17 protein-coding genes are annotated in these 19,887 nt (G+C 65.6%); 7 read left to right on the plus strand and 10 right to left on the minus strand.

What is annotated here, in order from left to right; genetic code table 11:
* Positions 1-24: 24 nt before the first annotated feature.
* The gene (locus RS85_RS05630; RefSeq protein ID WP_046012451.1) at positions 25-1,017 is read left to right on the plus strand and encodes a MauE/DoxX family redox-associated membrane protein; all 993 of its coding nucleotides are present in this window, start codon (positions 25-27) and stop codon (positions 1,015-1,017) included.
* A 9-nt stretch (positions 1,018-1,026) separates the two neighbouring features.
* On the opposite strand, the gene RS85_RS05635 is transcribed toward RS85_RS05630, so the two are convergent.
* Entirely contained in the window at positions 1,027-2,094 is a 1,068-nt protein-coding gene (locus RS85_RS05635; RefSeq protein ID WP_152642336.1) for an acyltransferase family protein, read from the minus strand.
* A gap of 49 nt (positions 2,095-2,143) precedes the next feature.
* Here RS85_RS05635 and lepB point away from each other — a divergent pair, with 49 nt between their 5' ends.
* The gene (lepB, locus tag RS85_RS05640) at positions 2,144-2,824 is read left to right on the plus strand and encodes a signal peptidase I (RefSeq protein WP_046012509.1); all 681 of its coding nucleotides are present in this window, start codon (positions 2,144-2,146) and stop codon (positions 2,822-2,824) included.
* Positions 2,825-2,834: 10 nt separating this feature from the next.
* On the opposite strand, the gene RS85_RS05645 is transcribed toward lepB, so the two are convergent.
* Positions 2,835-4,607 (minus strand): DUF4012 domain-containing protein, encoded by a 1,773-nt coding sequence (locus RS85_RS05645; RefSeq protein WP_046012453.1) that lies wholly within the window; start codon positions 4,605-4,607, stop codon positions 2,835-2,837.
* A gap of 135 nt (positions 4,608-4,742) precedes the next feature.
* Here RS85_RS05645 and RS85_RS18940 point away from each other — a divergent pair, with 135 nt between their 5' ends.
* The gene (locus RS85_RS18940) at positions 4,743-5,885 is read left to right on the plus strand and encodes a hypothetical protein (protein ID WP_052703434.1); all 1,143 of its coding nucleotides are present in this window, start codon (positions 4,743-4,745) and stop codon (positions 5,883-5,885) included.
* Between the two features lie 22 nt (positions 5,886-5,907).
* Here RS85_RS18940 and RS85_RS05655 read toward each other — a convergent pair whose 3' ends face one another.
* A complete protein-coding gene (locus RS85_RS05655; RefSeq protein WP_046012454.1) occupies positions 5,908-7,221 on the minus strand; it encodes a UDP-glucose dehydrogenase family protein in 1,314 nt (437 codons plus the stop codon).
* A gap of 737 nt (positions 7,222-7,958) precedes the next feature.
* On the opposite strand from RS85_RS05655, the gene RS85_RS05660 reads away from it, so the two are divergent.
* From RS85_RS05660 to RS85_RS05670, 4 genes are all read left to right on the plus strand, one after another.
* Positions 7,959-9,563, plus strand: coding sequence for a hypothetical protein (locus RS85_RS05660; RefSeq protein ID WP_152642337.1), 1,605 nt, complete (start codon positions 7,959-7,961; stop codon positions 9,561-9,563).
* Between the two features lie 73 nt (positions 9,564-9,636).
* Complete coding sequence (locus RS85_RS19675) at positions 9,637-9,780, plus strand: hypothetical protein (RefSeq protein WP_160298610.1); 144 nt, start codon at positions 9,637-9,639, stop codon at positions 9,778-9,780.
* Positions 9,777-10,004, plus strand: a complete 228-nt coding sequence (locus RS85_RS05665; protein WP_046012456.1) for a hypothetical protein — start codon at positions 9,777-9,779, stop codon at positions 10,002-10,004. Before RS85_RS19675 ends, RS85_RS05665 begins: the two co-directional genes overlap by 4 nt.
* Positions 10,005-10,013: 9 nt before the next feature.
* Positions 10,014-11,225, plus strand: a complete 1,212-nt coding sequence (locus RS85_RS05670) for an O-antigen ligase family protein (protein WP_046012457.1) — start codon at positions 10,014-10,016, stop codon at positions 11,223-11,225.
* A gap of 679 nt (positions 11,226-11,904) precedes the next feature.
* Here the strand turns inward: RS85_RS05670 and RS85_RS05675 are convergent.
* From RS85_RS05675 to RS85_RS05705, 7 genes are read right to left on the minus strand one after another with little or no spacing between them, the layout of a single operon-like run.
* Positions 11,905-13,110: a lipopolysaccharide biosynthesis protein gene (locus tag RS85_RS05675; RefSeq protein WP_046012458.1), complete on the minus strand. Its 1,206-nt coding sequence runs from the start codon at positions 13,108-13,110 to the stop codon at positions 11,905-11,907.
* Between the two features lie 31 nt (positions 13,111-13,141).
* Positions 13,142-14,230: a polysaccharide pyruvyl transferase family protein gene (locus tag RS85_RS18945; RefSeq protein ID WP_152642338.1), complete on the minus strand. Its 1,089-nt coding sequence runs from the start codon at positions 14,228-14,230 to the stop codon at positions 13,142-13,144.
* Positions 14,227-15,342, minus strand: a complete 1,116-nt coding sequence (locus tag RS85_RS05685; protein ID WP_046012459.1) for a glycosyltransferase family 4 protein — start codon at positions 15,340-15,342, stop codon at positions 14,227-14,229. Before RS85_RS05685 ends, RS85_RS18945 begins: the two co-directional genes overlap by 4 nt.
* A 60-nt stretch (positions 15,343-15,402) precedes the next feature.
* On the minus strand, positions 15,403-16,533 hold the full coding sequence (gene wecB / locus RS85_RS05690) for a non-hydrolyzing UDP-N-acetylglucosamine 2-epimerase (protein ID WP_046012460.1): 1,131 nt from the start codon (positions 16,531-16,533) through the stop codon (positions 15,403-15,405).
* Positions 16,534-16,535: 2 nt separating this feature from the next.
* Complete coding sequence (locus tag RS85_RS05695) at positions 16,536-17,630, minus strand: polysaccharide biosynthesis C-terminal domain-containing protein (protein WP_152642339.1); 1,095 nt, start codon at positions 17,628-17,630, stop codon at positions 16,536-16,538.
* Positions 17,627-18,676: a polysaccharide biosynthesis protein gene (locus tag RS85_RS05700; protein ID WP_046012461.1), complete on the minus strand. Its 1,050-nt coding sequence runs from the start codon at positions 18,674-18,676 to the stop codon at positions 17,627-17,629. Before RS85_RS05700 ends, RS85_RS05695 begins: the two co-directional genes overlap by 4 nt.
* 2 nt (positions 18,677-18,678) lie before the next feature.
* Entirely contained in the window at positions 18,679-19,878 is a 1,200-nt protein-coding gene (locus RS85_RS05705; protein ID WP_160298612.1) for a glycosyltransferase family 4 protein, read from the minus strand.
* Positions 19,879-19,887: the final 9 nt, after the last annotated feature.

Genomic DNA, 19,887 nt, shown 5'->3' on the forward strand with positions numbered 1-19,887 from the left:
TTCGTCCGAGAGGAGAATGAGGCCATGATGGTGTTCCTCGTGCCACTGCCGGTGCTGCTCGCCGTCGTCTTCGCGCTGAGCGTGATCGGAAAGCTGCGCGCTGCCGACCGCGGCAGCGCCGCATTCGACGCTCTCCGGATCCCTGTCCGCCATCCGGATGCCGCGGCGAAAGCTCTCATCGCCTTCGAAACCGTCGTGGCCCTCGGCCTGGTCGTGACCAGCGGAATCGTCTACGTCGCGTTCACGCTGGCTGCCGTCGCACTGACCGCGGGTCTGCTGATCGTGGTCGTGCGCGCGCACCGGCTCGGCGTGACCGATGATTGCGGATGCTTCGGCGACTTGCTCCCGGCGCGGATCGGCCCACGCCTGATCGTGCGCAACGTCGCGCTCACGGTGTCGGCTCTCGCTGCCTTCGGCGCGGCGTTCTTCATGTGGGGCATCGCCGGAGTGCGAGTGGGGCTGCCCGACATCCTCGCCTACGAGCCCTGGGCCGAAGTGGCGCTCTGGACCCTTGCCGGCTCTCTCCCGATCGCCGTGACGACGTGGTCGATCGCGCGCGCTGCCGTCCCTGCGGCGCCCGCCTCTCCCCCGGACGCACGGGGCGCTGGCGCAGTGGTACTCCCCGCGTCGGGCGAGGTCCTCGATCTGCTCGCCGCCGGCGCTCGCGCGCGGATCGTCGTCTTCGTGTCTCCGGGCTGTCACGCCTGCGAGACGGCGCTCTCATCGATCCGCGCGGTGCACGAGCCTCTCGACTCCGTCGTCGACCTGTTCATCGTTCAGCGTGCCGTCAGCGGCTCCACAGGCATCGAGTCAGCGCATGCGCTCCCCCGCACCGCTCGCTTCGCGCTCGACATCGGCGGCTCGCTCGGCGCTCAGCTCGACATCGGTGTCGGGACGCCCGTCGCCGCACTCATCGGGACAGATGGTTTCCAGGCGGGTCCGCTGGCAGTCGGGAGCGAGGAGATCGCGCAACTGGTGGCCAGCATCCTCGCGCTCGCTGAAGCTGCTCCGTCCTGAGCCCGTCAGTCAGCCCGCGGGCCGAAGCGCCTTCGGCCGGCCCGTGAGCCAGCCCATCACCCACTCGACGGGGCCAGTCCCGATGAAGCGCCACCACAGCCACCCCACGAGGATCATGCCCGGCACGATGACCAGCCAGCCCGCGTAGACGTTCTCGGCGGGTCGTCCGTAGGCGTTGTTCCAGAGCGCGATGAGGCCGACATGCAGCAGGTAGAGCGAGAGAGCCACTTGGCCGCACGCGCGGAGGGGTACGAACACGACGGCCCAGAACCGCTCGGCTCGTTCCCGCCGCACCGTCGCCGCCAGAACCACGCAGACATAGACGGCGAACACGAGACCGACATCCTTCAGCGTGTCGAGGTAGTCACCGGACTGCACGGTGCCGAGACGCTGCCCGACTCCCCACGACACATAGGCCAGAGGGGCCACCGCGGCCATCGCCCACAGCAGACGGTCCCGTTTCATGCCGTGCCGGATGAGGAGTGCTCCGATGAGGAACATGGGCAGGAGATTCACCACCCGGTACTGCGGGCCGAGGAACAGCCAGAACATCGGCTCGCGGATCACCGGCGGGGCCATGTAGACCCAGATCCACGTACGGGCGGCAGCCACGAGCGGCTGGCTCACGACGAGGATCAGCACGGTCAGCGCGATGACGATCGGCGTGCGGGCGAGCAGGATCGGCGCCCCGATGATGATGAGCAGGCCCAGGTAGGAGAGGATGACGGCGACCCAGGAGCCCCAGGAGATCATCCAGACGCCCAGGACGACGAGGAAGAGGCCGCGCAGCGTATGCTGCAGGAGCGTCATGCCCACGCGTCCGCCGCGCCGCCAGACGAGTTCGGCCGACATGCCCATCACGAGGGCGAAGAGCGGCGATGCCACGTCGCTGAAGTTCGCCGTGATGAAGCTCACCGCCCACGGGACGTTCGGCAGGAAGGCTGCCGCGTGCGCGATGAGCATGGCGATGATCGCGAAGCCCCGGAGGACGTCGGGAATGAGCAGACGGCTCGGACCGGTCCTGGGGCGCAGCCGTGGCTCCGAAGGCGCAGCAGTTCTCGCGGAATATTGGTCCATTCCCTGACAGTATTGGGTGAACCCCCGCGCGCGCGACCTGGAGACCGAGATGACGACGGCAGAAGCTCCCGCTCCCCGACATCGCCGCCGCGGAGGAGTCTGGATCAACGTCGCACTCGCGCTGGCTCTCACGGCGATCATCGTCGCATTCCTCGGCCAACCGTCCTCCGGATCGATGTCTCCGACGCTGGAGCCCGGTGATCGGCTCATCGTGAACCGCCTCGCCTTCGTGGGATCCGACCCCGCCCCCGGCGACATCGTCGTGTTCCGCCCCGATGAGAGTTGGGGCGAGAAGCCCGTCGCCGGCAACTGGTTCACCGGCGGGCTGCAGTGGGTCGGCGAGACCACGGGCATCCGTCCCTACGTGCTGGTGAAGCGAGTGATCGCCGGCGAGGGACAGGCCGTGGAGTGCTGTGATGCCGACGGGAGAGTGCTCGTCGACGGCGAGCCCCTCGACGAGCCGTACGTCGTGAAGGACCTTCCCTTCGTCAGCGGCGAGCTGGACTGCGACTCGATGCCGATGTCGACGCGGTGCTTCGCCGAGGTGACCGTGCCCGAGGACGCCTACCTCGTGCTCGGAGACAACAGAGCGAATTCCGCCGACTCCGTTTTCCTGTGCCGCGGCGTCGCCGATCCCGACGACGGATGCTGGCGCTGGATGCAGCGCGCCGCGGTGTTCGGGAAGGCCGGCCCGATTCTGTGGCCACTGTCTCGGTGGGGCGGGCCGTAGGCGCTGTCGGTCAGCCGCAGCCCGGCGTCTCCAGGGTCACCGGGGTCGCACGGACCATCGGGGTCGTCCAGACGTCGTAGGGGCCGTAGTCCGCGCCGGTGGTGCCTTCGGCCCCCGTCATGCTGACCGTGATCGTGGCGGCCGTCTGCGGCGGAGTGACGACGTTGATGCGCACGACGGATCGCCCGAGATGCGTGCCCTCTGCGACGAGCGTGAAGCTCTCCGCCCCTGCGACGTTCCACGAGGCGATCGATGCGCCTACCGGCGCATAGACGACGACATCTGTCGCGAGGTAGCCGGGCTCGAAGTGCGGCCCCGTGATGAAGTAGGGCAGAGCATCCGCCTGATCCGGCGTGATGTTGTTGACGAAAGTGATCGTCTGGTTGAAGGTCGGAGAGCCGGATGCCGTGCACTGGTCGCTGCTCGCCATAACGCTGGCGTCCGCGTAGTAATCGGTCTTCGCGCCCGTGGTGTCGTTGAAGTAGACACCGGCGATCGTGCGGTCGTCGTTCGTCGTCGGAAGCGTGCCTGCGAGCCTCGTTCCCGACATCATCGCCTCGATGTCGGGATTCGACGACCAGATCTTCATCCGGCTCTCGTCGCTCGCCTGGCGGAAGGCGTCGAACAGGGCGAGAGGATTGTCGACACCCGTGGTGAGCTTGGCGAAGATCTGTGCAGCCGCCGACGCGAAGAAGAGGTCCTGAGCCGAAGCATCGACGACTTTGCCATCGATCTCTCCGTACTTGAAATACACCTCGTTCAGAAGCAGAGACACGGCGTTCTCACTGGTGAGCGTCTCGCCCGTGGCGAGGGGAATCGCCCCTGTCGCGTTCAGGATGTAGCTCAGGGCGACCGGATCGGTGGAAATCACGTCGTCAAACGGCGGGAGACCCTCATCGGCCCACCAGGCGCGCATGATCTCGACCGTCGACGGGAAGTTCGGCGTTGCCGTCATGTTGGGGATCCAGCGCCCGATGATGTCGGAGTAAAGACTCTCCGTTTCCGCATCGAGTGGAGTGATGCTCTCCGGCCGCGCATTGGCGAACTGAACGCTGGTTGCCTGGGTCGTGAGCTCGATGCGGCCATCGGTCGCCGTGACAAGCGCCAATGCAGCGGGGTTGCCGCCGGATGCCCGGAGTTCTGAGTTCCCCTGGAACATGAGCAAGTATGTCCTCGGCGTCCCCTCCCCTAGAGCCGCCGGGAGGACCTTGAGGATGGGCGACAGCGTACCGAGGGTGTCGTCGACACCGGAGACCGCCTCGTCCAACGTGCTCAACGCATCTGTGACCTGCGGCAGAAGGAACGTGCGGTCGGCGGCCTCGATCCGTTCACTGACGCCGGCGAATGTACTGGCTCCTTCGGAGACGACCTCCTCGAGCCCGTGCACGGCTGCAAGATCAATGGCGCCATTCACAGGTCGGAAAGCAGCGAGGTCCAGGTTCGGCAGCGATTCCACCGCAAAGTCGGCGACCTCGTCGATGCTCTCCGCGGCGGCTCGGACCGCAGTGAGGTTCTGCCCGACGACGGGGATCCATTCTGCGATCCGCCAATCCATTCCTTTGGTCTGAGCGACGGCGCGCACAGAAAGCTGCTTGAGCGCAGCAGCATCCGCCGCGGCTCCCTCGGTCTCGCCTGCTACGACCTTCGCAGGCATACCGCTCGCGATGGGAACGGCCGGCGTCAGCGAGTCACGCACGGTGAGCGCTTTCGACGCGGCCACGGCGGCGAGCGCGACGACGGCAACGAAGAACAGCACCAGCACCCCCACGACGATCCACGCCACCCTGCGGCGGGTTCGCTTCGACTCGGATCGGCCTACGTCCGCGCGCAAACGGGCGCGGCTCTGGTGCGGAGTGGACATCCATCCCATTCAACCGCAGTTCCCTGAATGCCGCGTGCCCGCGGGCGGTCTGCCAGAATGACGCTTGTGTCTTCTTGGGTTGCGATCTGCTTCGGTGCGCTTGACGTCCGATCACACGAGCTCGCAGCCGGCACCTTCGAGATCATCGTGACGCCGACGACCCCCGGCGAGCCGCTCATGCTCCACGGCGAAGGCGCCCGTCTCTGGCAGAGCATCATCGCCGCGCCCATGGCGGATGAGAATCTCTCGGGCGACGAGCGCGGCATCATCGCGGACATGGAACTGATGGGCATCGCTTCGAGTGAAGTGGATCATCATTCTCGCGTCGATCACCTTGCAGCACCCTGGCTCACAGCACCGCTGCACGAGCTGGTTTACGCGCTGCTGGCGCGCGTCGCAGAGGAGATCGGCACACGAATTCTGTTCATCAAGGGGCCGACACTCCACGCGCAGGGTCTTCGAGACCGCGTGCACTCCGGAGACGTCGACTGCTGGGTTGAACCCGGCGCGGAGACGCGCTTCGCGCGCGCAATGCAGCAGTGGGGCTGGGCGCCGGCGTTCTCCGCTTTCACCGGCACGCGTGTACTTCATTCACTGACGCTGCGCGCGAGTGAATGGGGGTGCGCGGTCGACGTACATTCTTGGTTCCCTGGAATCACCCTGTCACCTGCCGAGGCATTCGAGTCCGCTTATACGGCCACGGAACTGAGAGAGTTCGCGGGATTGAAGGTGCGCACCCCCACGCGCGATGTGCACAGCGTAATCAGCGCGCTGAACGAGGTCAGGCCGTTGCGCGGCGAACTGCCGTCACGCTCAAAGGTCGAGGCTGCAGCGAAGATCCTCAAGAACGGCGGCGAATCGTCGATCGAGGTGGCCGAGCGCTTTGGTGCTGAGTATGCCCTGGCGGACGCTCTTGCCCTGGCGTTCCCTGATCGAGCCTTCGACTTCTCGAACGCGCGTGTGCCGCTCGACTGGCGTTGGAGACTCCAACGCCACCCTCTTCGTGTCTACTGGGCCGCCCTCAGCATCGTTCCGCTCAGACGGCGGCCCCGCACTATCTTTCGGATTCTGTGGCCCACGGCCGAGAGCCTCCGGTCGGGCCCCGTGTCCGAGCGCGGACGCACCATCGGTTTGCGAGCGCTCCGGCTTCATCGTTTGAGGGTCGGTCTCAAGCAGATTCGATCGAAAGTCATCCGCTGAACGCGCTCGCCCGTTACGCCTCCTAGGGACGTCCCATACCTCGATACGTCCAGCCGCTGGCACGCCAGCGCACCGGGTCGAGAGCGTTCCGGCCATCAATGATGTGCGGCCGCGCGACGAGCGAGGACGCATCACGCGGATCGATATCACGGTACTCCTGCCACTCCGTGACGAGAACCACGAGTTCTGCGTCGCGCAACGCGTCCCGCAACGACGGTACATACGACAGCTGCGGGTGACGGCGGCGGGCATTCTCGATGCCCTCGGGGTCGGTCGCGACGACGTCGGCACCCAGTCCCTTCAGTTGTACGGCCACGTCGAGCGCTGGGGAGTCACGGACGTCATCGGAGTTCGGCTTGAAGGAGACGCCGAGGATCACGATTCGTCGCTCATTGACCGAACCACCAAGGGCCTCGACGGCGAGGTCTACTACACGTTGGCGCTGGCGGAGATTGATAGCGTCAACCTCGTTCAGGAATGCGAGGGAACTCCCCTTGCCCAGCTCCTCCGCACGCGCCGCAAACGCCCGGATGTCCTTCGGTAGGCAACCTCCCCCGAATCCGACACCAGCGTTGAGGAATCGACGCCCGATTCGAGCATCCTGACCGATTGCATCGGCAAGCGCCGTGATATCGGCGCCCGCCACATCGGCGATCTCGCTGATGGCGTTGATGAAGCTGATCTTGGTCGCGAGGAAGGCGTTTGCGGACACCTTCACCAGCTCGGACGTGGCATAGTCGGTCACGATACGAGGCGTTCCCGTAGAAATCGCGGCGTGGTAAACGGCATCCAGGCGCTCAGCATCCTCGCGGCCCTGATCTCCGGCTACGACGCCGTAGACGAGACGGTCGGGCTCCAGGGTGTCCTTGATCGCGAAGCCCTCCCGGAGGAACTCGGGGTTCCACGCGAGCGAGACCGTCTCGCCATGCGCCGGCAACTGCGCCGCAAGCCGCTGCGCTGTACCAACCGGCACGGTGCTCTTACCGACGATCAACGAGCCGGACTTCGCGACGCCGAGTATCGTCGCGAACGCGGCGTCCACATACGTCAGGTCTGCGGCGTGCGCACCCGGCTTCTGCGGGGTGCCCACCGCCAGGAAATGCACATCGGCATCGGCGGCAGACGTCGGCGAGGTTGTGAACTGCAGACGACCGGAAGCGAGGCCGCGCTCGAGGAGCTGATCGAGTTCCGGTTCGAAGAAGGGTGCCTTGCCGTCGGCGAGGAGCGCGATCCTGTCTGCATCTACGTCTACGCCGACCACGTCATGACCGAGCTCTGCCATCGCCACCGCGTGCACAGCTCCGAGGTACCCACACCCGATAACCGAGATCTTCATGAATGTATCCTCTTCCTCTGGAGCTCTGAAGCGGACGAGTCTGCGCAGCTGCTGCTCACGGATGCCCTCGGCCCTTCCAATGTGCGTACTCGAGCCCGTCCGGTCTGGCTAGAACTGTGCCGCGTGAGGCTGGAGAGCGTACGGCGGCCGTCGCGAGCAGGATCACCCCGACGAATCGCGAGGATGCACCCGGAGCCCTCGGAATTCAGCTGAGTCACGTTGCCCCTCCTGCATCCGTACGCCGTCTGAAAGACTATCGGTCGGCGGGTCCGGCGGGTGTCATGTGCTTCTGTCTACGCGGGATGTGCAGTCACGCCCCGCTGCGTCGCCCGCAGGCGGATTGAGTACAGATCCGGAGAGTCAGCGGCTAACCTCGACGCGTTGAGTTCTCCCGATCGTCCGGTTCCCGAACCGTTACACCCGCGATCCGGCGCCCGTGGCAGCCGAGCTGCTCTCGACGGCTGGCGACAGACTCGACATTCTCACCGAGGCGGTTGGGCACGTGGGGCGGCTACGTCGAGGACTGCGACACCGGCATTCTATGAGCTGCGCTCCGCGATCTGCCGGACCTCGAGACGTGGATCGCCCTCGGACAGGATTCGTGTCGTCCCCTTGGGCAGAGCACCCCCGGCGTGCTGATGCACCAGCATGGTCTCGTCTGCAGAAGATGCAGTCGGACCACCGCGCCATTGAGGCGGTCACGGTCTCACCGTCGGCTGTCCGCTATCGTGGCGGCAATGAGTGAGCAGAGCGTATCGCGTCGCGGCCTGATCGGGGCCGCGTTGTCCCTTCCGGTTATGGCCGGTGGTAGCCCAGCAAGTGCCGCCGACGCGAAGCTACGAGACGCGAAGTTTGCGGAGCTCATCGAATCACCCACCTCTCTGACTCGCGCCGCAGTCGAGGGAGCGATTGGACACGTATCTGCCACAGGCCGGACGCGGAGCGACGTGATCGACACGCTCGACCGAGCCGAGGCGTTGGGCGAGGGGACGATCGCTTTCTTTCCTGGTGGAGACCCCTATGAGGTTGGATCAGGCATCAGCCTCGCGGGCTACTCGGTTCAAGTTCGAGGGAGCGGTGCGACAGGGAGCACCACAGATCCACGAGGCACGACCTTCTTAGCGTCGTCGCAGGACGGCCCGGTCCTCGACTTCTCTGGATGGCTGCGGCCGCAGAGCTTTCAAGGAAAGACGACCCACGGCGGGTTCAACGTCGTCGGGTCGGGCGTTTCCGACGCACGTAAGCGCAACAGCGGCATCCGGTTCAGCAAACTCAGTTCCACGCTCTTCGCCGACATAGCCGTCAGACAGACTGGGGGCCCCGGGGTCGAAGGTGTCGCCCAGCCCGGCGACGCCGTCTACCTCTGCGACTTTGAGCGGATCATCGTCTCGACGCCCGTCGACGCTCAGGTGAACGACGTCCCCTACTGGATCTTCAACGAGATGAACGGCGTCCGCTTGAGGGGCTGCGGAATCCGTTCGACGGCCAGAACCAACGACTGCGGCATTTCCGGAGCGGTCGTCTTCAGGTCCAATCGGACCTATTCCGCACAGTCAAGCCTGATCGACGGCTTCTGGGTCGAATACATCCACGTGCCGACCGATGGCACAATCTTCGCGGTTCAGGCGAACAAGTACGTCTTCACCGACATTCAGTACTTCGATGCCCACAAACTTCCTCGAGCGACCGGAACCAGCCACATGCGGTTCACGGAGCCTTCGTTCAACCTCGGCGGCAACCTGGTGCGCGGCGTCATCCCAGGCAACGGCACGAGCGCGACCGACATCGACACCGGCATCGAGATGAATCAGTCCGGAAATGCGGTCACGGGGGTGAAGGGATACAACGGGCAAAACGTGCTGCTCATGCCCGGCATCGGCGGCACCACGGTCGAACTCCTCGGCGCAGAAGCGAATGCGTCACGGCCTGGCTGGGTAGACAAGTCCGGGTCCACAAGTAACACCCTCGTTGACCATCATCTGGGCGAGCGACTATACGGTCGCCGGAAAGGGAAGTACTCGCCGTCGAACAAGATCAACGGTGTACACCTAGGGCAAAAGGCCGTCACCTACGAGACTGCGATCGACTTCACAGTCTCGTACGAGAGCGCAAACTTCCACGTCGTCACCATTGATTCCAGTTGCTCGTGGACCAACGTCTTGGACGGAGTCATAGGAGCCGAGATCACCGTCATCCTCAAGCAGGGATCCGCGGGCGGTGCGACTCTCACCTTTCCGTCCGCTGTGCGCTGGAAGGCGAAGCCTCCCATTCTTCGCTCCTCGAGCGGCGCGAGAGTGGGCGTCAAACTGGCGTTCGACGGCGAGGTGTGGGTCGAGCTCTGAGGTGATGGGCTCTGACGGGGAGCTTGCCGAATAGCGATTGCATCTATGCCACAGTGTAGCTACAGTTGCACTCATGCCCGAAACCCCCATTCGCCGAGTTCGCGTCGCCGACGAGATCTGGGAACCCGCGGACGAAGCGGCAAAGGGGAACGGCGAGAACCTCTCCGTCGTCATCCGCCGCGCCCTGATCGAGTACACGAAGGACAACGAGTCATGAACACGAGCCGCGACCACGACATCGCGTTCTACACGGCCCTCAGCGCCGCGTTCCTCGGCGTCGGACTTCTGCTCTTCGCGCCAACCACACGTACCGTCGAAGCCCCATTCGAAAATGTCCTGAGCGCGGACGTCGGCACATACCTGCTCCTCGGCACCGCCGTCGTGGCGACCGTCCTCGCGCTGCTCGCGCGCCGGGGACGGCATGTACACCGCGACAACTAAGCTCGACGCGTGAAGTTCACAGCGGTAGCCCCGCTCACCGCGTTCGGCCGAGTCTCTCGATCCATTCTGATCGTGGCGCTCCTGCTCGGCAGCCTCTTCCCCCTCGTCGAAGGATTCCCCGTCGCGGTCGTAGCGGCCGCGGCTGCCGGGATCGTCATCGTCTACGAGATCTTCCGATGGCTTCCCCAGTTCCACCCCGTCATCGTCGTTCCAGTGTTCTTCGGGCTCGTCGCCCTCCACTCGCAGTACATCGCCCCCGCCACGGAGTACGGCGACGACAAGCTGCAGAAGTGGGTCACGATCACCCTGATCAGCGCCATGGCAGCATCACTGCTGCGCGACCGTCGAGCCTTCCAGACGTTCGGAGCCGTGTGGCTCGTCGCAACATCTCTGCTCGCCGTCGCGACCATCGCCGGGTTCGACGGCGGCCGCGCCGACGCATTCGGCGCCAACCCGATCTGGCTCGCCCGAGCACTCGCCACCGGTATCCTCATCGCGATCTGGCTCTGGTGGAAGAAGTACGCATCGGCATGGGCGATGCTACTGGTCGTCGCGCTTCTCGGTGCAGGGCTCGCGGCATCAGGCTCTCGTGGACCTGCCATCGGCGCCGTCGCCGGCGTCGTCGTCCTCGCGCTTTTCGCAGGCCGCGGCCGCCTCTGGAGGGTCGCCCTCATCCTCGCCGGTGGAGTCGCCGCGGTGTGGGCGGTGCAGGTCCTTCCGTTCTTCGCCGGCAGCAGGTTCGACACGCTCCTCACCGGAGGGGGGAACGCGGACGACACCGTTCGAACCACCTACTGGTCACTGACGCGCGAGCTCATCAGCACGACCCCGGACGGCGTAGGCTTCGGAAACTGGAACGCCGCAGTCGGATACCCACGCCATCTCTGGCCACACAACCTCTTCCTCGAGGTCGGCGCCGAGATGGGAATCTGGCTCGGTCTGCTCACTGTGGCGATCGTTGTTGTGGTCGCCCTCCGTCTCCTGAGGCGCTCCACGAAGGACCCGATCGCGTTGCTCGTCCTCGCACTCCTGACAGCCGAGATCGTCAGCGTGAACCTATCCGGTGACCTTAACGCCCGCACCTTCTGGTTCATGCTCACGCTCGGCTTCCTCGTCACCACGCGTTTCGTTCTCGACGCCCCGATGAAAGCGAAGAGACACCTGCGGAAGAAACAGGAACGCCAGGCGGCCGAGAATCCGCCGGAGCTCGTCGCCTCCTGAACGACAGACAGCCCCCGGCTGGCATCCGAGGATACCAACCGGGGGCTGTTGTTGGCAGTCGTCACTCCGTCGGTGTGCGCCCCTGGTACACGAGAGCACGGCGTGCGACGCGCGAGCGCCCGCCGTCTCCTCGAAAATTCGATCGTGAGTTCTACCGCTATCCGCTGATCCATCCCATCGATGACCAGCACCTCATGAAGGTCCGCGTTCGCCGCAAGCACCTGGTCCAGTTAGCCGAACAGCCCCTGCAGCTCGTTGAGAGAGGGTCGACGGGCGTTGTTGTTCTCGCTGCAGGTGCTCCCATTCTTCGCGGGCAGTCGGTTCGAGACGCTCTTCTCGGGTGGAACCGCTGATGATGCTGTAGTGACGTTACTATCGGTGTCTCTCCCGGGAGCTGATCGCGAACAACCCTGGGGGCGCCGGATTCGGGAATGGAATGCTGCCGCCGGCTATCCGCGGCACCTCTGGCCGCCGAGCTGGTGAGCGTGAACCTGTCCGGAGACTTGAACGCGCGCACGTTCTGGTTCCTGGTCACCGCGGGCTTCCTCGTGACTACGACGTTCGTCATCGACAGCCGATGAAGATCAAGCGCTCTCTACGGAAGAAGCAGCAGCGGTCGGCTGAAAGCGACCTCGAACCTGCTCTCACCTGAGCGAGTGGTGCGGCTCGGACAGCGAATTCACGGCCGCCGGATCAGTCGCCATACCGCGACGAGTGTGAACACGTACCCGACTGCAGTCCCGATCGCAAAGCCGAGCACCGTGAGCAGGACATCACCGGTCAGGATCTGAGCGATGAGCGCCCCAGCCAGCGAGATCGCCAGGCGGACGACCTGCACGCCGAGCAACAATCGCTCGCGCCCGAGCATCACGAACACGGACATGACCGGGGACAGCAGCAACTGCAAGCCGATGGGAAGCGCCAGCAGCGCGATAACAGGCCCCACATCGCCCCAGCCCGGGCCGAACACGAACGGCGCGAGCAGCGGGCCGAGCACTGCGAGTCCGACGGTCGCCAATGCGGCGATCGGCAGTGTGCCGCGGATCTGATGGAGTATCTCGCGCCGGGCCTCGCCCTCGCCTGATCGCAGAACCGCTGCGATCTTCGCCTGCGAGTACTGTGATAAGCCCTGGCTGAGGAAGGCGACCGGGGCGCTCGCGCTTCGCTGGGCGACGCCCACCGCCCCTGCGGCAGCCGCACCGAACCCGACGGTGACGTACACCGTGAGTCCCTGCAACGATGCGGACGACACCAGCCCGGAGAGCACCGAATAAACCGCTCGGCGACCTGTCCACGGCACGTCCTCGACCTGATCAAGGGAGGCTGTCACGGAACGCTCTGCACGACGCCGCGTCAGAAGAATCGCCACCGCGCGCCCGATCAGAATCGACAACGCCAGGAGGAAGATGTTCGGAACGGTCAGGGCGACCAGGATCTGCAATCCAGCGGTGAGCAGACCCGCGAGCAGGTTTCGCACCGCCAAGCGGTGCATCGCACCCTGCCGGACCAGCAGGGCGTTGTCGACGACCGTCCAGGCATACGCCACCATGATGAGTCCGGACATCAACGCGATCTGGCTGGCATCGTGCTTGCCCGTCAGACCGAGCACGGCAAAGAGTGCGACGGCGATCACCCCGCAGATCACCTGCGACCAGATCGAGAAGCGAACGAGCCGTCTGAGTTCGACCTCGCCGCGTACGGCCGGAAGTAGGAACTCCAGCCGGAGGGACGCGACCGGCTGGAGGATAACTCCGATCGCGAAGGCCGCCTGGTAGAGACCCATGAGTTCGGGTTCGAGAACCCTGGTCAGAAGCGGCAGTGTGGCCACGGTCGCGAGCTGCCCCGCGGCCTGGCCCCCGACGACCAGCCAACGCTCACGGCTCATCTCGCCTCACCACCAGCATGTGCCGGAGGCATCAGCGCGGTTCCGCCGCTCCGAGCTCTTCGCGGACAGCATCGACGCGGGCTCGGGCATCGGCGATGCGCGCTGTCGAGTCCGCCGACAGTTCGTTGACGCGGGCGTCGTCGAGTGCATCGATCAGGTCAACGACCGAAGAATTACCTGGTCCGACGTGGTCGGCTCCGATGACCTCGAAGTGATTCGTCACCTTCGCTGTCGTCGCTTCGCACCAACCGAGCGGTACGGCGCCCTCGGTCGCGGCGATGACCAAGCCGTGGAGCCGGTCTGACAGTGTGAGAACGGATCGTGAGTAAGCCTTCCGGACGCGCTGCTCCTGCACCCAGTGATCGCCATCACCCCAACCGATGAACTCTGCGCCGAGTCGATTCGCGACCCGCTCCATCAGCGCGTTGTCATCCTCTACCTGCACTACGCATACAATCTCGCGGTCCAGTCGATGCGCGAGGCGCTCGACGGCATCAAGCCACTCTTCGGACGGCTCGCGGCGATCACCGCGCAGGGAGACGGCGATCTTGTCTCGGGATGCCGGAGCGACGACGGCGAGCGCGGGTGCCATCTCGCCGCCGGGACCGATCCCGAAGCCCCAGTCGGGCATCGTCCGCCCCCGTCCCATGAGCCGCGCCGATGTGACGTCTCGCCAGCGCAGATCCCCCGCCGCCTTGGCGAGCATGTCGAACGGCCACATGAAGTACCGCCGTCGGTTCTTCACGCCGGCACCGACCCAGACGATTCGGGAGCCCTTCGTGCGGGCGAGGATGAGAGCTGGTGCCAGCGCGAGCAGCCCGAAGAAGTAGGCCTTCGTGACGCCGAACTCGCCCGCGTTGAAGACGAAGGTCGGGCGGCCACGCAGCGCTGCGCGCGTGAACTCCCACGCCCACGCCTGGAATGACGACGCGCTCTCGCCGTCGGAGATTCGCAGCCCGGCGGCGTAGCCGGAGCCTGGAGCACCGGACCAGACCCGGATCGGGCCGACGCCGCGATACAGATCGGCGAGGGGCCGACGCAGCATCGAGTCTCCGACGTTGCGCACATGGCCCGTCAACCACAGGAACGTCGGGGTCTGCCCAGTCGCTGCTGCGCTCACCGTCGCTCCGCCGTAGCACGCTTTATGGCCGCCGCGACTCCCGCAGGGTCCCAGGTCGCGAGTGCCGTCGTCCGCGCCTTCCGATACAGCTCGAGGTCAAGGCCACCGACAACGGAGAACCACTGGCCGACAGCATCCACGATTCCGTCTTCTTCTCCTGGCGGGAAGCGCACGGCGTTCACCATGGGCGTCAGCGCTTCGACCTCCGAACCGTTCATCGGATTGTCCGGGACAAGCACCGGCGTCCCTGCTCGCAGCGCATCGATAGCGAGCAGGCCCATATGGAACGGAGAGCAGACGAACGTCGCGGCCCGGAAGTATTCATTCAGTTCCTCGGTGTCGTACACCCACCCGTGGAACCGCACCCAGTCCTGGTCGAATTCCGCACGGAGGCCTGGGCGCGCGTCACCGTCGCCGATGAGGTCGATGACGAGTCCTGGATACTGCTCCTTCAGCTTCGCGGCCGCGCGCATCAGAACATCGAGTTGTTTGTCCTGATTGAGCCGCCCCACGAAGAGCAACCGCAGTCGTCCCTCATGCTGGGCGCTCACGGCGGCTTCCTTAGCCCGGGCGAGCTGTGCGGCGTCGTCCTGCGCGTCCAGGACGTCTCGGTTCGAGTGAGTCGCGTTGTTGATCACGGTGACCCGCCCCGGAGGAAGACCCAGTTGCGTTGCCGCAACGGCCTCGTTCTCTCCATAGACGAGCAGTCCTGTGGCCAACCGATTCATCACCTCTTGCACGCGGCGCTTCAACGACCGGTCGCCGAAGCGTCCGCACTGCCCCCAGAGGAAGGTCCGACGCCCTCGCAGGCGTCGCGCGAGCAAGATCGCCCAGGTGCTCAATGACAACGTCGCAGGCCCCAGAACAACTGTCGGATACCGGCTCGAACTGGCGCGGGCCACGACGCCGCGATCCCAGCTCACGGGCCCGAGCCGTATGCTCCGCACGATCTCGAGTCCATCGATGTCCTCGCCGCTCAGCGCCTTGATGTTCGCGCGTGAGCTGCTGCCGGCGACGAGGTCGAACGTCGGCTCGGGCCGCGCGCGGAGCCCGTCCAGGATCCCTCGGCGGTAGTGCGGGAAGGCGAAATAATACACAAGCGCTTCAGACATGCGTTGACTCAGACTCCTCTGACGCCGACGAGATGGGCCGGACCAGTCGCCGCTCGACCGTCATGCATCGTTCGAAAGCAGCCCGAGCCGCCGTTTGTGTGAAGGAACGGTCCCGTGCACGAAGTTCACGACGCGCTGCGAGGTGTCGTCGATCTGGTAGTCAGCCGGCGTGTACGGAGAACGCTTCTGTGCGAGCACGACACGGACGGCTGAGAGCACCCGCGCCGACTCGATCCCAGCGGTGATGATCACGCCAGTATCGACCGACTCGGGGCGTTCGATGAAGTCACGCAGAGTGATTGCGGGAAACCCGAGCAAGCTCGACTCCTCGCTGATCGTGCCGCTGTCCGAGAGAACGAGCTTCGACTGCAACTGCAGCTTGCAGTAGTCGTGGAATCCAAACGGCGGGTGGAACCGCACGTTCTCGCTCTCTGCGATCCCAAGGCTCTCCAGACGCTTGCGTGTTCGCGGGTGAGTGGAGACCAGCACCGGAAGTCCGTACTCCTCACTCAGTGCCTGCAACGCATCCACGGCCGACCGCAGCCGCGTCGGGTTGTCGACGTTCTCCTCGCGGTGCAGGCTCACGAGGAAGTACTCCCCCGGCGTGAGACCCGCGCGCTCGACGGCGTCGCTCGCCTCGATCTGCTCGCGGTTCTGCTCGAGCACCTCGCGCATCGGCGACCCGGTGAGCAGGATCTTCGACGGGTGCAGCCCTTCCGCGAGCAGATTGCGCCTGGCGTGCTCGGTGTAGACGAGGTTGTAATCGGCGACGTGGTCGACGAGGCGACGGTTGGTCTCCTCGGGCACGTTCTCGTCGAACGAGCGGTTGCCCGCCTCCATGTGGAACACCGGGATCTTCATGCGCTTGGCGATCACGGCCGAGATGCAGCTGTTCGTGTCGCCGAGCACGAGGAACGCGTCCGGCTTCTCCTCGCGGATCACTTCCTCGGTCTTCGTGAGGATCGAGCCCAGCGCCGCGCCCAGCGACGACGTGTCCGCATTCATGAAGTGATCGGGCCGGCGCAACCCGAGGTCTTCGAAGAACACCTCGTTGAGCTCGTAGTCGTAGTTCTGCCCGGTGTGCACGAGCACCTGATCGGTGTGCTCGTCGAGGAGCTTGATCGTGGCGGAGAGACGGATGATCTCCGGCCTCGTTCCGACCACGGTCATCACCTTGAGTTTGTCGGCCATGGTCACACTGCCTCGGCAATCGTGTCGGGGTTGGCGGGGTCGAAGATGTCGTTCGTCCAGAAGGACGTGTAGAGCAGGTCTTCGCCGATGTTGGTGATGTTGTGCGCCCACATCGTCGGCATGTCGACGGCACCGGGCGCGTCGCCGGAGACCTCGAACGAGACGACCTCATCAGAGTACAGTCGGCGCAGCGAGATGCGAGCTCGCCCCTGCAGCACCGTGAACCGCTCGATCTTGCGGCGGTGGAAGTGGTCGCCGCGAGTGACGCCGGGCACCGTCGTCGAGAACGACGACTGCCCGGGCCCACCGTGCGAGCGGATGATCTCGAAGAACGATCCGCGCGCATCCGCATGCCGGGTCAGGTCGATCGGAGACTGCGCGGGGAACGTGTACGCGCGGTAGGTGTTGAACAGGTCACGGTCGAAGTCGTCGGCGACACTGGGGATCTCACCCCGGTTGTACAGCTCGGCGTACCCCTGCAGCCGCGCGAGCAGGCCCGTCACCGTCTCGGCCTGCTGCAGATCCTCGAGCGCCGAGACGGGTACGGCACCACTGAGGATGTCGGCCGCGTTCTGCGCATGCAGCAGCGTCAATTCCTTGTCGTTGTCGACGACCGGGCTCTCCCCTCCGGCGACGAGATGGCTGAACGTCGCGGTGACCGCGTTGTAGAACGGCCGCCCGTGCTCGCCGAAGAGATTCGGCAGACGCACGTCGACGAACTCCGCTCCGATGTCGGATGCCGTCTCGGCGAGGATCTCGGCAGCCCGCGCCTTGGCGTCGCCGTAGACGGAGCCATTGGTCGCCTGTGTGGAGTTCGCGTAGACGACGACCGGAGGCGGCGTCTTCGCCGCGCGCAGTGCCGATGCCAGCTGTTCGGCGAACGCGATGTTCCCGTCGCGGACCTCTTCGTCGGATGCACGGTTGATCCCCGCGATGTGGATGACGCGCTCGCTGCCGTCGACCGCGGAAGCCGCCGTCGACCCCTCGAACTGCGCTCCGACCGGGATGGCCTCGACTGGCGTGCCGGCTTCCTTCATCGCCGCGCGCAGGTGCCACCCGAGGAAGCCTCCCGCGCCGGTGAGGGCGAGTCCGCTCACGAGTCCGATCCGCTCACAGGGATGCCCGCCTGGCGCAGCTCATCTCGTACCTCGGGAAGCGTCAACAGCAGCTCCTCGACCTCGCCGACAGTCATCTGCTGCACGGTGTGCGAGTCGTAGTCCTCGAAGCGGTTCTGGGTGACGTCTCCCTCTTCGAAGTACACGCTGTAGTTGAGGTCGCGGTTGTCGGCGACGACGCGGAAGTACTCTCCCATGTCCCGCGCGCGAGAGAGCTCTTCACGCGTGGCGAGCGCCTCGGACAGCTTCTCGGCGTGGCGGGTGCCGATCACTTCGAGCTTCGCGTCCGAGCGGAAGAGATTCAGCACGGCCTGCGCGAGCGTGCCGATCGAGGTCGCCTTCGCCTTGCGCACGAAGAGGTCGCCCTGCGCCGCGTTCTGGAACGCGAACTCGACCAGGTCGACCGAGTGCGCCAGCGACATCATGAAGCGGGTCATGTCCGGGTTCGTGACGGTGATGTTCTTCCCCGCCTTGAGCTGCCGGATGAACAGCGGGATCACCGACCCGCGGGAGTACATGACGTTGCCGTAGCGCACGCACGACACCGTGGTGGCGGTGTTCGGGTTGTTGAGGCCGTGCGACTGCGCGACCTTCTCCATCAGCGCCTTCGACATACCCATCGCGTTCACCGGGTACACGGCCTTGTCGGTGCTGAGTGCAACGACCGAAGAGACCCCGTTGCGGTCGGCGGCACGCACGACGTTCTCACTGCCGTTCACGTTCGTGCGCACGGCCTCCATCGGGAAGAACTCGCACGACGGCACCTGCTTGAGGGCTGCGGCGTGGAAGATGAAGTCCACGTCGCGCGTGGCGCGGTCGACGCTGTCGTAGTCGCGTACGTCGCCGACGTAGAACCGCAGGCGCGAATCGGGGATCTCGTGCCGCATCAGATCCTGCTTGGCCTCATCGCGGCTGAAGATCCTGATCTCGGAGACATCGCGCTCGAGGAGCTTCTTCGCGACGGTGTGCCCGAATGATCCGGTTCCGCCGGTGACCAGCACGCGTGCTCCGCCGTATGACTCGCTCATCGTCAACTCGTTCCCTTCGCCGCTGCCGTGAGCAGCTCTTCGATCCTGGAGATTCCCGACTCGCGGGAGAAGTGGGTGTCGTACATCGCGCGTCCGCGCTGCGCCATCGCCGCACGCTCGGCAGGCGTGCGCTCCGCCGCGGAGCGGAATGCCGCCTCGAGAGAGCCGACGCTCTCGGCATCCGCGGTCAGCCCCACGTCGCCGTCGTCGACGAGGCGGCGAACGTCGCCCTGCACCGTCGTCACCACCGGCACCCCGGCGGAGAGCACGGCCTGGAACTTCGAGGGGATCGTCCCGCGGAAGACGGGCATGTCCTTCAACGACACGAGGGCGTAGTCGGCACGCGCGTAGATCTCCGGCATCCGTTCGCGCGGCACGGGGTCCTGGAAGCGCACGTTCTCCGCGCCGAGCTCGCCGACGAGAGCCTGCAGCTCGGTCTTCATCACGCCGTCTCCGACGAGCGTCAGGACGACACCGGCATCCGCAGCCGCATGCGCCGCTCGCACGGCGGTCCCGAGGTCCTGCATGTCTCCGACGTTGCCGGCATAGACGATCTCGGCGCGCGGCGACTGCGATTCCGGAAGAACGGATGCCACGGGTTCGCCCGCATCCGCCCAGTTGTAGACGAGATGCGCGCGCTCGGCAGGAACTCCGCGGGTCACCAGCGTCGACACCATGGTCGGAGCGATGCCGATGACGCCGGCCGCGCGCGTGTAGGCGCTGCGCAGCCAGGGTCCGAGTGCGCCGGAGATGATCCGCTCCTTCGCCCCGCCGGCCATCATGGACGAGCCGACGATGGAGTCGGGCCAGAGGTCCTGCACATGCAGCACATACGGACGTCCGCCGGTGACGCGCCACAGCCACGGTCCGAACCCGGCGGTCATCTGCGTGGCGTAGACGTAGATCACATCAGCTCCGCGGGAAAGGCGTCGGGCCGTCGCCGAGCTGAGCGCGAAAGAGAAGTAGTTGAGCATGCGCTTGAGGGCGCTCTGCGAATGATCGGCGAACAGCGGCACCCGGCTGATCTCGACCGAGCCGTCCTTCTCCGTCGAGCGCCAGCGCTGACGGTAGCCGGGGAAGACCTTTCCGGTCGGGTAGTTCGGGAACCCGGTGAGAACCTTGACCTGGTGCCCGCGCGCGGCGAGACCCTGGGCGAGGTCTGCCGGAAGCGGCACGGCCTCCGGCGGATAGTACTGCGACACGATCAGGAC

The organism is Microbacterium sp. SA39, assembly GCF_000967865.1.
In the GTDB taxonomy this organism is placed as follows: Bacteria; Actinomycetota; Actinomycetes; order Actinomycetales; family Microbacteriaceae; genus Microbacterium.

What these genes read in the sequence shown, in the direction of transcription:
- RS85_RS05665 (WP_046012456.1), top strand. Translation starts at nt 9,777, where the DNA reads ATGAACACGAGCCGCGACCACGACATCGCGTTCTACACGGCCCTCAGC.
- RS85_RS05635 (WP_152642336.1), bottom strand. Translation starts at nt 2,094, where the DNA reads ATGGACCAATATTCCGCGAGAACTGCTGCGCCTTCGGAGCCACGGCTG.
- RS85_RS05685 (WP_046012459.1), bottom strand. Translation starts at nt 15,342, where the DNA reads ATGTCTGAAGCGCTTGTGTATTATTTCGCCTTCCCGCACTACCGCCGA.
- RS85_RS19675 (WP_160298610.1), top strand. Translation starts at nt 9,637, where the DNA reads ATGCCCGAAACCCCCATTCGCCGAGTTCGCGTCGCCGACGAGATCTGG.
- RS85_RS05675 (WP_046012458.1), bottom strand. Translation starts at nt 13,110, where the DNA reads ATGAGCCGTGAGCGTTGGCTGGTCGTCGGGGGCCAGGCCGCGGGGCAG.
- RS85_RS05630 (WP_046012451.1), top strand. Translation starts at nt 25, where the DNA reads ATGATGGTGTTCCTCGTGCCACTGCCGGTGCTGCTCGCCGTCGTCTTC.
- RS85_RS18940 (WP_052703434.1), top strand. Translation starts at nt 4,743, where the DNA reads ATGACGCTTGTGTCTTCTTGGGTTGCGATCTGCTTCGGTGCGCTTGAC.
- RS85_RS05660 (WP_152642337.1), top strand. Translation starts at nt 7,959, where the DNA reads ATGAGTGAGCAGAGCGTATCGCGTCGCGGCCTGATCGGGGCCGCGTTG.
- RS85_RS05655 (WP_046012454.1), bottom strand. Translation starts at nt 7,221, where the DNA reads ATGAAGATCTCGGTTATCGGGTGTGGGTACCTCGGAGCTGTGCACGCG.
- lepB (WP_046012509.1), top strand. Translation starts at nt 2,144, where the DNA reads ATGACGACGGCAGAAGCTCCCGCTCCCCGACATCGCCGCCGCGGAGGA.
- wecB (WP_046012460.1), bottom strand. Translation starts at nt 16,533, where the DNA reads ATGGCCGACAAACTCAAGGTGATGACCGTGGTCGGAACGAGGCCGGAG.
- RS85_RS05700 (WP_046012461.1), bottom strand. Translation starts at nt 18,676, where the DNA reads ATGAGCGAGTCATACGGCGGAGCACGCGTGCTGGTCACCGGCGGAACC.